Below are 13005 nucleotides of genomic sequence, written 5' to 3'. Positions count from 1 at the left end.
TCTAGGAGCGTGTCTTTTTTCTTTCAACAATTGTTTGAAGGCTTGTCTAGAAGAATACTCTCTCTCATTCCTCGACAAAAACAATAACAATCCACCAAAAGTTCTCTATCATCCCCAACAAGAATTGACAGACTTCCATCTCATGACTGTTTTATACTGGTACAAACAAGTGCAAGTACTGCTTTTGATTCTTTGTTTCAGATGAAAGGAGCAGAAGGTGGTCATTTATTTAGATGTGATTTGGCTGTTAAACTTTTGTTTTGATCTATTGCTTCTCTTACTCACTGCATTTATTCTCAAACGACAAGTAAAAAAAAGGCGATATATGTTAGGAGCTCTCATTGGATCGAGCATTGTTCTCTTGCTCTTTACACCATTTGCAATGGTTGTGTCACACCCTTTAGGCAAACTACTTTTTTCTGTTTTCATCGTTCTTGCAACCTTTGGTTTTCAAAGATTTCGTTCCTTTTTTCAAAATCTGTTTGCTTTTTACTTTGTAACATTTTTGATGGGAGGAGGTATGATCGGGGTTCATTCATTTTTGCAAACCAATACAGTGATTCAAGAAGGCCTGCTGATTTCACAAAATGATGGCTTTGGTGATCCGATTAGTTGGCTTTTTGTTTTAACTGGGTTTCCTGCGATTTGGCTGTTTTCAAAGAAAAGATTAGGCGAGGTGGGTACGAAAAAAAGACAGGTTGATGAACAAGTGCTTGTGGAAATACACATTCATGGAGAGACCATCCGTTTAAAGGGACTCGTCGATTCTGGTAACCAGCTGTATGATCCTATGACAAAAACACCTGTCATGATCGTCCAGGCCGACCAGCTAACGGCCATTTGCGGAGAGCCATTTATAGAGCTCATGAAACAGTCTCATCCTGTTGAAGTCATGCAAAAGATCGATGATCAATTTCCTCTTCTTGATCGATTAAGACTTGTTCCATATCGAGCGGTCGGTCATGATCACGGCTTTCTACTATGCCTAAAACCAGATACAGTCTTCATTTATTCAAAGACGCACATGATTCAGCCAGCTAAGTGTTTTGTAGGGTTGAGTCTGAGCGGTTTATCGGCAGATCAGGAATTTCAATCCATCATTCATCCAGATATGTTAGACGGGAAAATCATCCAGGGGGTGTCGTAGTTTTTTGGTGATGTCTTTTATCTTACGAGGTCAACTTGACATTTAGAAGGGAGAAGAAGATGAAAAAATTAAAATTTAAACTCACTTACTACTGGTATAAACTCCTCATGAAGCTAGGTCTAAAGAGTGATGAAATTTATTATATTGGTGGAAGTGAAGCGCTGCCGCCTCCATTATCAAAGGATGAAGAGCAAGAGCTGCTTGTCAAATTACCAAAGGGTGATCAAACCGCAAGAGCGATTCTAATCGAAAGAAATTTGCGTTTAGTCGTTTACATCGCAAGAAAATTTGAAAACACAGGTATTAATATTGAGGATTTAATCAGTATCGGAACCATTGGTCTGATCAAAGCAGTCAATACATTTAACCCAGAAAAAAAGATCAAGCTTGCAACATATGCTTCGAGATGTATTGAAAATGAGATTTTGATGTACTTGCGTCGAAATAATAAAATCCGGTCAGAAGTTTCGTTTGATGAGCCGCTCAACATTGATTGGGACGGAAATGAACTGCTTTTATCAGACGTACTTGGAACAGATGATGATATTATCACGCGGGATATCGAAGCAAATGTAGATAAAAAATTGCTGAAAAAAGCGCTCGAGCAATTAAATGACCGCGAAAAGCAGATCATGGAACTAAGATTTGGCTTAGTTGGCGGTGAGGAAAAAACCCAAAAAGATGTCGCTGACATGCTTGGGATTTCACAGTCTTATATTTCGAGGCTTGAAAAAAGAATTATTAAACGATTACAAAAAGAATTTAATAAAATGGTCTAAAAAATTTTTTAAAAAAGCTCTGTTCCTGCACTGTCAAAGGAAACAACCTTTTTTCTCATAATTCTCGTCATCGCTCGTGCATATTTTTCCATCCCAAGGAGATACTGAACTTTGTACAACAGCTCCTGTAGGGAGGGAAAAAAGTGTCCAGAAATAAAGTGGAAATCTGCGGAGTCGACACCTCCAAGTTGCCTGTTCTGAAAAACGACGAGATGAGAAAATTGTTCAGACAGCTGCAAGATGAGGGTGACGATACAGCAAGAGAAAAGCTAGTCAATGGCAATTTACGGTTGGTTTTAAGTGTGATTCAGCGTTTTAACAACAGAGGCGAATATGTCGACGATCTCTTCCAAGTAGGCTGTATCGGATTAATGAAATCAATTGATAATTTTGATTTAAGCCACAATGTCAGATTTTCAACTTATGCGGTTCCTATGATCATAGGAGAAATCCGTCGATACTTGCGTGATAACAACCCGATTCGGGTGTCTCGCTCGCTAAGAGATATTGCCTATAAGGCACTTCAGGTCCGTGAGAGGCTGATTAGTGAGACAAGCAAGGAGCCAACAGCAGAAGACATTGCCAAAGTGCTGGAAGTGCCTCATGAGGAAATTGTCTTTGCCCTAGATGCGATTCAAGATCCTGTATCTTTGTTTGAACCGATCTATAATGACGGAGGAGATCCGATTTATGTGATGGATCAAATTAGTGATGAACGGAACAAAGACACACAATGGGTGGAAGAATTGGCCTTAAAAGAGGGCATGCGTAGGTTGAACGACAGGGAAAAAATGATTCTTCGCAAACGCTTCTTCCAGGGCAAAACGCAAATGGAAGTTGCCGAAGAGATCGGGATTTCTCAAGCACAAGTCTCTAGGCTTGAAAAAGCAGCCATTAAACAAATGAATAAAAACATCTTTTAAAGCCGCCGCTTCATGTGCGGCTTTTTTCATTCTTGTGAGAGAACACGCCTCTAGTATTGACTCTGTTATTTTTTTCATTTAATCTGTTTTTAACAAATGTTATTTTAGATAGCATTTGTTAGGGAACACTTAAGCGGAAAGAAGGGTTATTATGACATTCCATGATGAAAGAAGGCTGCTCATTAAGGTTGCGCATATGTATTATGAAGAAGGCGCCACTCAATCTAACATCGCAGAAGCGGTTGGGGTTAGTCGTTCGCTCATATCGAAATATTTGGCAAAAGCACGTGAAGCAGGAATCGTGGAAATCATTATTCATGATGAAGTCAACCAACAGTATGGATCGTTAGAAAGAAAAATAGAACGCAAATATGGGCTGCGAGAAGTCGTCTGTGTGGAAACACTCAGCAAAGACACAACCAAAAGCCGAATCGGTGCCGCGGCGGCAAGCTTTTTATTAAAAGTGATGAAGGATGGACAAGTTATTGGGTTTTCCTCAGGGACAACGCTGCATGAAATGGCAAAAGCGCTTACCTCTGTTCAGCACTATCCATCCGTGACATTTGTTCCGCTTGTCGGAGGTGTGGGAAATGAAGATGTCGATATCCACGCCAACTATATTATTGCGAGATGCACAGAGGCACTCAAATCTAAATGTGAGTTTTTACATGTACCTGTCATGCTTGATACGAAAGAAGCGAAAGATGTCCTGATCCGGCAGCCGTCGATCAAAAAAGTGATTGAACTAGGAGAATCATCAAATATCGCGGTTGTCGGAATTGGTGGTGTTCCGCAGCATTCAACGATGGTGAAATCCTATATGACAAGTGGCGAAGAGGACATCCTTCAAGCAAAGGATGTAGCAGGTGACATTTGCTATAACTTTATTGATCATCAAGGGGAAGTATATCCCCACCCATGGAACGACCGGGTGATGGGCATAAGCCCCCAAAAGCTAAAAGAAATTCCGCTTGTCATAGGTGTCGCTGGTGGCGAAGAGAAAATTGAAGCAATTCGGGCGGCATTAGCAGGTGGATTAATTCATGTATTAATTACCGATGAACGAACTGGAGATGCCTTATTAAAGTAACTACCTAATATCATTAGGTAGTTTTTTTGAGTCTTTAGACTCAAAAAGATTGAAAATTTTATCGATTTTAGCTTGACACAAAGTTGACACATCATATAAACTAAGTTCATAACAAATGATAAACAAAATAACAAATGTTACAAGAAACAGATTTTTGTTAATTTTTATAACATTTGTTAAAAGTTTCAGATTATATTTCTAGCAATCTATTGAGAAGCAAGAAAACCTGAAAGGATGATTTAAATGTCTATCTATCAACAATTGTTAGCTCGAGAACGCAGTGGAGATCCAATCAAAGTAGGGATTATTGGAGCAGGTCAAATGGGCTTTGGACTCATTTCACAAATTTCTAAAATTCCAGGCATGATTGTTGCTGGTGTTTGTGATATTCACCTTAGTGCAGCAGAGAAGGCAGCGAATTTTTACAAGCAGCATGCAAAGCCGCATCAAATGGTTGTCACAAATGATTACAGAGAAGTGATTCAATCAGATTCCGTAGAAGTTGTCGTAGATGCAACAGGTGTCCCAGAGGTCGGAGCAAACATTTCTTTGGAAGCGCTTAATTCGAAAAAACATCTCGTTCTTTTAAATGTAGAAGTTGATATTACCATCGGGTTGGTCATGCATAAGTTATTCACAAATGCAGGACTTGTTTACTCAGGATCAGCTGGAGACGAACCAGCAGCAACACTAGAATTATATGAATTCGCGAAAACAATGGGTCTTGAGGTACTCGTTGCAGGGAAAGGAAAGAACAACCCATTCTTCCCAGAAGCAAATCCAGATACGTGTAAAGCAGAAGCAGATAGTAAACATATGAGTGCACATATGCTGGCTGCATTCCAGGACGGAACAAAAACAATGGCGGAAATGAACTTATTAAGTAACGCGACAGGGCTTCTGCCAGATAAAGTCGGTATGCACGGAGTCGAAGCCAATTTAGAAAATGTAGCAGATAAATTGAATCAAAAACAGCAAGGCGGCGTACTCGATAACTTCGGAGTCGTTGAATATGTAAATGGACTTGCACCAGGTGTATTTGTCATCGTGAAGAGTGACCTTGAGCCAGTAGATGAAGAGCTGCGCTACTTAAAAGTTGGAAAAGGCCCACACTACACACTTTACCGTCCTTTCCACTTAGCGAGTCTTGAAACACCTGTTACCATCGCAAAAGCAGTTTTACAGCATGATTCATCCATCCACCCAATTGGTGTACCAGTATCAGAAACAGTCGCTGTGGCAAAAAGAGATATTAAAGCTGGAGAATCACTTGACGGGATTGGCGGATACTCCGTAAGAGGTGTTCTTGAAACACATCAAGACATGAAAACGAACGGCCACATTCCAATTGGTTTAATCAGCGGAAAAGTCGTAGCGAAAAAAGACATCAAACTAGGACAATTCCTGACTCATGATGATGTAGAGCTTGATTCAAACACAACGGTCTGGAAGCTGCGTTCATTACAAGATCATTTATTTCAATCATAAGGACGTGAAGCTGTGGAAAAATTAGCGATCGTACTTTGTATCATTCTCATTGTGCAGTACGGGTTATCTTTTATTCAAATCAAGTACTACCGCAAGAGCATGGATTCACTTATTGATGATTACAGAGGGAAGCAAGGCTACCACTTATTTTCAGGAATGGAGCGGCGCAAAGTTGGCCCTGGAGCCATTGCGCTCATCATTGTAGATGAATCGTATATCATACAAAAATGCCATGTGCTTGGCGGTGTGTCGATCTTATCTAAATTTAAAGAAGTCCCTTCATATGAAGGAAAGCATGTAGGGGCTGTGTTAGACGAACACCATATGATGAAGCAGACGTTGAAAAAACGCAAAAAGGGGCCAGCTGTCATGCACGCACTTTCCATGGCGGCTGAACAGGCACTTGTCTCGATTTCGAAAAAAAATATAACAAATGTGAACTAAAGAAAGGGGAGATGAAACATGGAATGGATTCAATGGTTTGGAGAGCACTTTATCGGAATGTTTGAAGCCGGCGGAAAGCAATTCATGGGTCTTGTTACAGGTATCGTTCCAACGCTTGTTGTGTTACTTACTTTCACTTATGCTGTCATGAAGTTTATTGGAGAAGAGCGAGTGAATAGAGCGATTCAGTTTGCTGCGAAATATACCATTTTGCGCTACACGTTAATGCCGATCTTATCCGTTCTTATTTTGACAAACCCAATGGCTTATACGTTTGGCCGCTTCTTACCCGAAAAACAAAAACCAGCATTCTATGATTCAGCTGTTTCATTTGTTCATCCGGTGACATCACTGTTTCCGTATGCCAACGCAGGAGAACTGTTTGTCTACTTAGGGATTGCGAACGGTATTAAAGAGGCAGGATACTCAATGTCAGAGCTTGCTGTTCGGTACTTCTTAGTCGGGATCGTCGTCATTTTACTTCGCGGTATTATTACTGAATGGATTACAAAGTACTTAGCAGGAAAAATGAAAGCGAATTCACAATAGGGGAGGGTTAGACATGACAAACCACAAAGTATTTGTTGCAAAAGGTGCTGGCGGATGGGGACAAGGCTTGGAGCTTGAACCAACCGGTAAAAAAAGAAAGGTTGTTTCCATTACAGGGGGAGGCATTCACCCAGTTGCACGTAAAATTGCAGAAATGACAGGGACAGAAGCATGTGATGGCTTTAAAAACTCGATACCAGAAGATGAAATGATGTGTGTTGTCATTGATTGCGGAGGAACCGCGCGAATCGGACTTTATCCAATGAAGCGCATTCCAACTGTAGACGTTTTGGCATCCTCTCCTTCTGGACCGCTTGCAAAACATATTACAGAGGATATCTTCGTATCAGGCGTTACAGAAAAAGATATTTCCTTTGCGGAAGCATCGGGTGGTGAGGCAAAAGTAGAAGGTCAGGAAAACAGTGAGCCGATTGACAAGGAGAATTTCAAAGAAACCTATTCAAAACTGAAAGAGGAAAATCTCGAGCGTCAGGAAAAAGGTAATTTCCTGATGAGGTTCTCAAGAGGAATTGGGAAAGTCACCGGTACGTTCTATCAGGCTGGTCGTGATTCCGTTGATATGCTTTTGAAAAACATTATTCCGTTCATGGCATTTGTCAGTATGTTAATTGGAATTATCAATTATACAAAAATTGGTGACTTGATTGCCCATTTTCTATCACCACTGGCAGGATCTATTTGGGGACTCTTACTGCTCGTTGTGGTCTGTACATTGCCATTCCTATCACCTGTCTTAGGACCTGGTGCAGTCATTGCACAAGTGATCGGTGTTCTGATTGGTAGTCAAATTGCACTAGGAAATATTCCGCCTCAATTTGCACTTCCTGCACTATTTGCCATCAACGGTCAAGTAGGGTGTGATTTCATTCCAGTTGGGCTATCACTTGGTGAAGCGAAGCCGGAAACGGTACAATATGGAGTACCAGCTGTTTTGTATAGCCGTCTCATTACAGGTGTTCTATCTGTTGTGATCGCATACGCTGCCAGCTTCGGTATGTATTAAACGTATTAAAGGAGGAATCGAGATACATGGTCACACAATCTGTTGTAAAAGAAATTGGGATCTTAGTCCCGCAATTTAAAGAAGATAAGCTGATTGTTTTATTTGGACCCGCAGCGCCGCAGGAATTAAGAGATATGTCCGTCATTCATGAGTTCGAACATTTAGAAGAAGAGCCGTTGAAACTGGGCGGTACCATTCAAGTGGGCGATCAAACGTACACGATCACAGCCCTTGGCAATAAAGCAAATGACAACTTTAAAGAACTCGGCCATATTTCGATCTACTTCCAAGAGCCGTTTGATGATGTATTACCGGGAGCTGTCTTTGCATCCCCGCACACGTTTCCTGATATAAAAGAAGGCGTGCGAATTGAAATTTCGTAGCTATGAAGAAAAGCTGTTCCGTAAAAGGAGCAGCTTTTTTTATGTGAGGTTTACCAGAAAGAGCAATTGCGATATGCTGTAAACATTCATTATTTGTTTATTCAGAATTTTTACTCAGGGGGAAATGATGGTGTCACTTGAATTGAAGAATGTTTCATTAAAACGAAATGGAAAATGGCTGCTTCAGTCTGTTGACTGGCATGTGAACAAAGAGGAGCACTGGGTGCTTTACGGTTTAAATGGTGCGGGGAAAACCGCTTTATTAAATATGCTCTGCTCATATTATTTCCCTTCATCAGGTGAGATGACCGTGCTGGGACATATCTTTGGCAAAGAGGCTCTTGGCGAAAAGCTCAGGAAGAAAATTGGCCTCATTTCTGCGGGACTTGAAAAGAAACTGCACAGAGACGACAATGCATTTGAAATTGTTCTCAGCGGGGCATTTGCCTCCATCGGGCTTTATGAAACTCCGACAGATGAGATAAGAGAGAAAGCCATTGATCTATTAAAAGCATTTGGTTCGTTCAAATATGCAAACCGGACATATGAAACCCTCTCACAAGGAGAAAAGCAGAAAGTCCTGATTGCGAGGGCTTTAATGAATGATCCCAAGCTCCTGATTTTAGATGAGCCTGTGACAGGTCTTGATTTTTTAGCAAGAGAACAGGTGCTGGAGACCATCTCATTCATTGCTTCAAAGCCTGATGCGCCTACTTTGCTTTACACGACCCATCATGCAGAAGAGATTTTGCCTGTTTTTCAGCATACCTTATTATTAAAAGATGGGACTGTTTTTGATCAAGGAGAAACAAAAGAGATGATGACAAGCGACTTGCTTTCTTCCTTCTTTGAATGTCCGGTAGATGTGATGTGGAGAAATGGCCGTCCTCACTTAAGTAAATTGTAGATAAAAGAAACTATTGGTCTGCGTCCCTGCTTTTCCATCATACATATTATAGTAGAAAACGAAAGGCGGGGAAGGACAGATGATCAGTATTTCTGAATTCCAAATCAAGGATGTTGTCGATGTGTCCAGCGGAAAAAAACTAGGCACCATTGGGGACATTGATATTAATGTCACGAGCGGTAAAATACAAGCAATCATTATCGGCGGCACAGGTAAAATGATGGGATTTTTCGGGAAAGAAGAGGAAATGATTGTCCCGTGGCGAAATATAGTAAAAATTGGCGAAGATGTGATACTTGTCCGATTGTCTTCTTAAAATTCGTATAACTCCTCAATGAATCATTTAATGATCCTTAACATAAGCTCTCCATTCTCAGCAAACAATGTCTTTTTCGGGTAAAAAGATTACGTTTTCATATCAATTTGCAAAAAAACCTGTAGAAAGGGCACATTTGAGTGTAATATTTAATGAATCCCACTAACTGTCTACGCATGTCTTGTGGTAAAATAGGAGCGATATAAAGAGAGATGAATGAAAGGTGGGAGGGCAGCTTTGACACACAATTATGACCCCTTTCAGCAGAAATCACCTTATGCAATGATGATTCATGATTGGACGAACATGACATGTTCTGGTAAAGAGGTATTGGCCGGATTTACGACAAAAAATGGCGGCTTCAGCCTTTCTCCATATCAATCATTGAACACTGGACTCCATGTAGGAGATGATGCTTCTAGTGTCCAACTGAATCGTCAAGTCATAGCAGATGCTATTGCTGTGCCGCTCTCTGATTGGGTGTTTGCAGACCAAACACACGAGGACCGCATCAAGAAAGTCACCAAGGAGCAAAGAGGAAGAGGAAGTCTTCATTATCATGAGGCACTGCCTGGAACAGACGGCTTATATACGTCTGAACCGAACATCATGCTCGCTCTTTGTTTCGCCGATTGTGTTCCGCTTTATTTTCTAGCTCCGCAACATGGACTCATCGGAACAGCCCATGCCGGGTGGAAAGGAACCGTCAAGCAAATTGGTGCAAAAATGATAGAACTATGGGTCAATCAAGAAGGTGCTAAGACCGATCAAATACAAGTCGTCATTGGACCATCCATTGGCAGCTGCTGCTACATAGTTGATGATGTGGTCTTGAATCAAGTGAAACAGCTTCCCTTTTTGACAGAGGATGTGTATTCCGAGATATCACAAGGACAATATAAATTAGACTTAAAAACATTAAACAAAAACGTATTGCTTCATGCAGGGATGAAAGAAGAAAACATACATGTCAGTTCGATGTGCACAAGCTGCAATGATCAGCTATTCTTCTCACACCGGCGTGACCAAGGAAAAACAGGACGTATGATGTCTTTTGTCGGGTTTAAGGAGGCATAAGAGCAATTGAATGTACGAGAGAATCTCAGACAAATAAATGAACAAATAAACGAAGCATGTAAAAGAGCCGGCCGGAACCCAGACGATATATCAGTCGTCGCTGTCACAAAATATGTCTCGATTGAGCGAGCACAAGAAGCCAAAGAAGCAGGAATTTTGCATTTTGGAGAAAATCGTGACCAAGGGTTACTTGAAAAACAAGCGGCCATAACCGATGAAAGCATTAGCTGGCACTTCATCGGCAGTTTACAAACACGAAAAGTAAAATCTGTCATTCAGAGCATTGACTACTTACATTCGCTCGACAGGATCTCTCTTGCGAATGAAATTGAAAAAAGAGTGGATCACACGGTTCGCTGTTTTGTACAGGTGAACACATCGCTGGAGGAGTCAAAACATGGCTTACAAAGTGAAGACGTGATTCCATTTGTGAAGCAGCTCGCCGATTTCAAAAAGATTGAAATTGCTGGACTGATGACGATGGCTCCATTTACAGACGATCACACTGTGATAAGAAACTGCTTTAAAACATTAAAAAACCTTCAAGAAGAAGTAAAACATCTTAACCAAGTAAATGCACCTTGTCAGCATTTATCGATGGGCATGTCAAATGATTTTGAAATCGCAATTGAAGAAGGTGCGACATTCGTTCGGATTGGCTCTTCACTTGTTGGAAATGAAACAGGAGGTGCGTGACATGAGCATAAAAAATAAGTTTAAAAGCTTTTTCACTCTCGACGATGAAGAGTATGAGTACGAATATATTGATGAAGAAAGAGAACCAGTCCAGGAAGAAAAAGGAACGAAGGACAAAGCGGCATTTCAAGAGCGTCCGCAGACAGGAAAACAAAATGTCGTCAGCTTGCAAAGCGTGCAGAAATCCTCTAAAGTGGTGTTAAGTGAGCCGCGTGTTTATGCAGAAGCGCAGGAGATTGCAGACCATATTAAAAACAGACGTGCAGTCGTCGTGAATTTGCAGCGCATTCAGCACGATCAAGCAAAGCGAATCATCGACTTCTTAAGCGGAACTGTTTATGCAATCGGTGGAGACATCCAGCGCATTGGCTCGAATATATTCCTCTGCACACCTGATAATGTGGATGTATCTGGCACAATATCAGAACTTTTGACAGAGGAAGAACCTCAGAGGTGGTAAATCATAGTGATTCTAAATTTCATTTTTAGTATTTTAGAAACGGTATTAACGATTTACTCATTCGCGATTATTATTTACATCTTTATGTCATGGGTGCCATCTGCAAGAGAAACAGCAATTGGGCGTTTTCTGACAAATATTTGCGAACCATATTTAGAACCATTTCGTAAAATTATTCCGCCAATTGGCATGATTGACATCTCGCCAATTGTGGCATTGCTTGTGATTCGTTTTGCATCAACATATGGACTAACTGGTCTTTACAATATGATTGCACGCTTCATGTAGACAGGCTGCTGGGCTTGGCGCTGCCAGGCTCTTTTACATAAGAGGGGAACAAAATGAGCGATATTTATCAACATTTTAGAAAAGACGAACAGCCATTTGTCGACCAAGTGTTAGGCTGGAAAAAAATCGCACTCGACCAGTATCGAATGAAATTAACAGACTTTCTTGATCCGCGTGAGCAGTTTATTACCGAGTCCATCATCCAGCATGCTGATGAGCTTGGAATCATGTTTTTTGGCGGGTATGAAGGAGCGGAGCGTAAAAGAGCGCTCATTTATCCTGAATATTTAGAACCGGCTACTCAGGATGCTGAGCTGTCTTATTTTCAGGTGAACTATGCGAAAAAATTTATTTCGCTAGAACACCCGAAGCTCCTTGGTTCACTTATTGGGACAGGCTTGAAGCGTCAAAAATTTGGAGATTTGTTATTTTCAGAGGAAGATGTGCAGTTTATTTGTACGAGTGATGTCGCCGATTTTGTTCGAGCGCAGCTGACGCATGTCGGCAGAGCCTCCGTTTCATTAGAGGAAATCACGCAAGCAGATTTAAAGCCGGTTATCAGCAAGACTGACATCAAAGAAGATACAATTTCTTCACTGCGGCTTGATGCGGTATGTGCTGCAATCAGCCGTCAGTCTCGGCAAAAGGCACAGCTTTTGGTCAAAAATGGGCTTGTCAAAGTTAACTGGAAAGTCACTGAGGACCCTTCCTTTACAATTGGCGAAGGCGATCAGCTCTCTGTCAGGGGGTTTGGCCGCTTTAGCCTCAAAACGATTGATGGGAAGACCAAAAAAGATAAATTTAAAGTAACATTTGAGCTTCTGACATAACGAACTTGAATCTGGAGGTGGCGAGGTTGCCATTAACACCTAATGATATTCATAATAAAACGTTCACAAAAAGCTTTCGCGGCTATGACGAAGATGAAGTAAACGAGTTTTTAAGCCAAGTACGTAAAGATTACGAAATCGTGCTTCGCAAAAAGAATGAACTCGAAGAAAAAGTAAACGAGCTTGACGAAAGACTAGGTCATTTTGCAATAATTGAAGAAACATTAAACAAATCAATTCTTGTGGCGCAGGAAGCAGCAGAAGACGTCAAACGTCATTCTGATAAAGAAGCGAAATTGATTATTCGTGAAGCGGAGAAAAATGCAGATCGTATTATCAACGAAGCGCTATCTAAATCACGAAAGATTGCGATGGAAATCGAAGAGCTGAAGAAGCAGTCGAAAGTCTTTAGAACTCGATTCCAAATGCTCATCGAAGCTCAGCTTGATCTTCTAAAAAATGACGATTGGGATCATTTACTGGAATATGAAGTTGACGCTGTCTTTGACGAAAAAGAATAAGCGCATCATCTTGACATGATGTGTGCAAGTTGCATATAATACCATCATAAATTAACAAGAGATAAACGTTTGAAAGGGACACT

Annotated in this window: 17 protein-coding genes and 1 other annotated feature (1 of these 18 only partly in view); all 17 genes read left to right on the top strand. The window is 41.0% G+C overall.

Annotated features, from left to right (window positions below; genetic code table 11):
• Positions 1–217 precede the first annotated feature (217 nt).
• The 17 genes from spoIIGA to MHI11_RS12005 all read left to right on the top strand — a co-directional run bounded on the left by spoIIGA (position 218) and on the right by MHI11_RS12005 (position 12922).
• Complete coding sequence (gene spoIIGA, locus MHI11_RS12085) at positions 218–1147, top strand: sigma-E processing peptidase SpoIIGA (RefSeq protein WP_340961157.1); 930 nt, start codon at positions 218–220, stop codon at positions 1145–1147.
• A 59-nt stretch (positions 1148–1206) separates the two neighbouring features.
• The gene (gene sigE / locus MHI11_RS12080; RefSeq protein WP_007499746.1) at positions 1207–1926 is read left to right on the top strand and encodes an RNA polymerase sporulation sigma factor SigE; all 720 of its coding nucleotides are present in this window, start codon (positions 1207–1209) and stop codon (positions 1924–1926) included.
• Between the two features lie 143 nt (positions 1927–2069).
• Positions 2070–2849: an RNA polymerase sporulation sigma factor SigG gene (sigG, locus tag MHI11_RS12075; RefSeq protein ID WP_003211879.1), complete on the top strand. Its 780-nt coding sequence runs from the start codon at positions 2070–2072 to the stop codon at positions 2847–2849.
• A gap of 151 nt (positions 2850–3000) precedes the next feature.
• The gene (locus MHI11_RS12070) at positions 3001–3939 is read left to right on the top strand and encodes a sugar-binding transcriptional regulator (RefSeq protein ID WP_034662535.1); all 939 of its coding nucleotides are present in this window, start codon (positions 3001–3003) and stop codon (positions 3937–3939) included.
• A 243-nt stretch (positions 3940–4182) separates the two neighbouring features.
• Complete coding sequence (locus MHI11_RS12065) at positions 4183–5427, top strand: NAD(P)H-dependent oxidoreductase (RefSeq protein WP_012009880.1); 1245 nt, start codon at positions 4183–4185, stop codon at positions 5425–5427.
• Between the two features lie 12 nt (positions 5428–5439).
• Positions 5440–5871 carry a transcriptional regulator GutM gene (locus MHI11_RS12060; RefSeq protein ID WP_003212289.1) on the top strand — a complete coding sequence of 144 codons (432 nt, stop codon included), beginning with the start codon at positions 5440–5442 and terminating at the stop codon, positions 5869–5871.
• An 18-nt stretch (positions 5872–5889) separates the two neighbouring features.
• A complete protein-coding gene (srlA, locus tag MHI11_RS12055) occupies positions 5890–6420 on the top strand; it encodes a PTS glucitol/sorbitol transporter subunit IIC (RefSeq protein ID WP_003210918.1) in 531 nt (176 codons plus the stop codon).
• 13 nt (positions 6421–6433) lie between these two features.
• Positions 6434–7444: a PTS glucitol/sorbitol transporter subunit IIB gene (gene srlE, locus MHI11_RS12050; protein ID WP_044141984.1), complete on the top strand. Its 1011-nt coding sequence runs from the start codon at positions 6434–6436 to the stop codon at positions 7442–7444.
• 26 nt (positions 7445–7470) lie between these two features.
• The gene (locus tag MHI11_RS12045; protein WP_007499733.1) at positions 7471–7827 is read left to right on the top strand and encodes a PTS glucitol/sorbitol transporter subunit IIA; all 357 of its coding nucleotides are present in this window, start codon (positions 7471–7473) and stop codon (positions 7825–7827) included.
• A 130-nt stretch (positions 7828–7957) separates the two neighbouring features.
• Complete coding sequence (locus MHI11_RS12040; protein WP_044142098.1) at positions 7958–8734, top strand: ABC transporter ATP-binding protein; 777 nt, start codon at positions 7958–7960, stop codon at positions 8732–8734.
• Between the two features lie 79 nt (positions 8735–8813).
• Positions 8814–9050, top strand: a complete 237-nt coding sequence (locus MHI11_RS12035) for a YlmC/YmxH family sporulation protein (RefSeq protein ID WP_008344958.1) — start codon at positions 8814–8816, stop codon at positions 9048–9050.
• Between the two features lie 285 nt (positions 9051–9335).
• Positions 9336–10127, top strand: a complete 792-nt coding sequence (pgeF, locus tag MHI11_RS12030) for a peptidoglycan editing factor PgeF (RefSeq protein ID WP_445661867.1) — start codon at positions 9336–9338, stop codon at positions 10125–10127.
• A gap of 6 nt (positions 10128–10133) precedes the next feature.
• A complete protein-coding gene (locus MHI11_RS12025; protein ID WP_044141983.1) occupies positions 10134–10823 on the top strand; it encodes a YggS family pyridoxal phosphate-dependent enzyme in 690 nt (229 codons plus the stop codon).
• A gap of 1 nt (position 10824) precedes the next feature.
• Positions 10825–11283 carry a cell division protein SepF gene (gene sepF / locus MHI11_RS12020; protein ID WP_003212271.1) on the top strand — a complete coding sequence of 153 codons (459 nt, stop codon included), beginning with the start codon at positions 10825–10827 and terminating at the stop codon, positions 11281–11283.
• Positions 11284–11289: 6 nt separating this feature from the next.
• Entirely contained in the window at positions 11290–11571 is a 282-nt protein-coding gene (locus tag MHI11_RS12015) for a YggT family protein (RefSeq protein WP_217013039.1), read from the top strand.
• 53 nt (positions 11572–11624) lie between these two features.
• The gene (locus tag MHI11_RS12010; protein WP_340961155.1) at positions 11625–12401 is read left to right on the top strand and encodes a YlmH family RNA-binding protein; all 777 of its coding nucleotides are present in this window, start codon (positions 11625–11627) and stop codon (positions 12399–12401) included.
• A gap of 26 nt (positions 12402–12427) precedes the next feature.
• Positions 12428–12922, top strand: a complete 495-nt coding sequence (locus MHI11_RS12005; RefSeq protein WP_044141980.1) for a DivIVA domain-containing protein — start codon at positions 12428–12430, stop codon at positions 12920–12922.
• Positions 12923–12981: 59 nt separating this feature from the next.
• Positions 12982–13005, top strand: a binding site (T-box leader) (it continues 213 nt past the right edge of the window).

The sequence above is a fragment of the Bacillus sp. FSL K6-3312 genome, from assembly GCF_038007485.1.
Lineage (GTDB): Bacteria > Bacillota > Bacilli > Bacillales > Bacillaceae > Bacillus > Bacillus pumilus.
The sequence above is the reverse complement of the archived record's forward strand: the minus strand, read 5'-3'. Positions and strand labels throughout refer to the sequence as shown.

Bases quoted from the DNA above. Each gene is read 5' to 3' on its own strand.
- MHI11_RS12010 (WP_340961155.1), top strand. From the start codon at position 11,625: ATGAGCGATATTTATCAACATTTTAGAAAAGACGAACAGCCATTTGTC.
- srlA (WP_003210918.1), top strand. From the start codon at position 5,890: ATGGAATGGATTCAATGGTTTGGAGAGCACTTTATCGGAATGTTTGAA.
- MHI11_RS12065 (WP_012009880.1), top strand. From the start codon at position 4,183: ATGTCTATCTATCAACAATTGTTAGCTCGAGAACGCAGTGGAGATCCA.
- MHI11_RS12035 (WP_008344958.1), top strand. From the start codon at position 8,814: ATGATCAGTATTTCTGAATTCCAAATCAAGGATGTTGTCGATGTGTCC.
- pgeF (WP_445661867.1), top strand. From the start codon at position 9,336: ATGATTCATGATTGGACGAACATGACATGTTCTGGTAAAGAGGTATTG.
- srlE (WP_044141984.1), top strand. From the start codon at position 6,434: ATGACAAACCACAAAGTATTTGTTGCAAAAGGTGCTGGCGGATGGGGA.
- sigE (WP_007499746.1), top strand. From the start codon at position 1,207: ATGAAAAAATTAAAATTTAAACTCACTTACTACTGGTATAAACTCCTC.
- MHI11_RS12045 (WP_007499733.1), top strand. From the start codon at position 7,471: ATGGTCACACAATCTGTTGTAAAAGAAATTGGGATCTTAGTCCCGCAA.
- MHI11_RS12070 (WP_034662535.1), top strand. From the start codon at position 3,001: ATGACATTCCATGATGAAAGAAGGCTGCTCATTAAGGTTGCGCATATG.
- sepF (WP_003212271.1), top strand. From the start codon at position 10,825: ATGAGCATAAAAAATAAGTTTAAAAGCTTTTTCACTCTCGACGATGAA.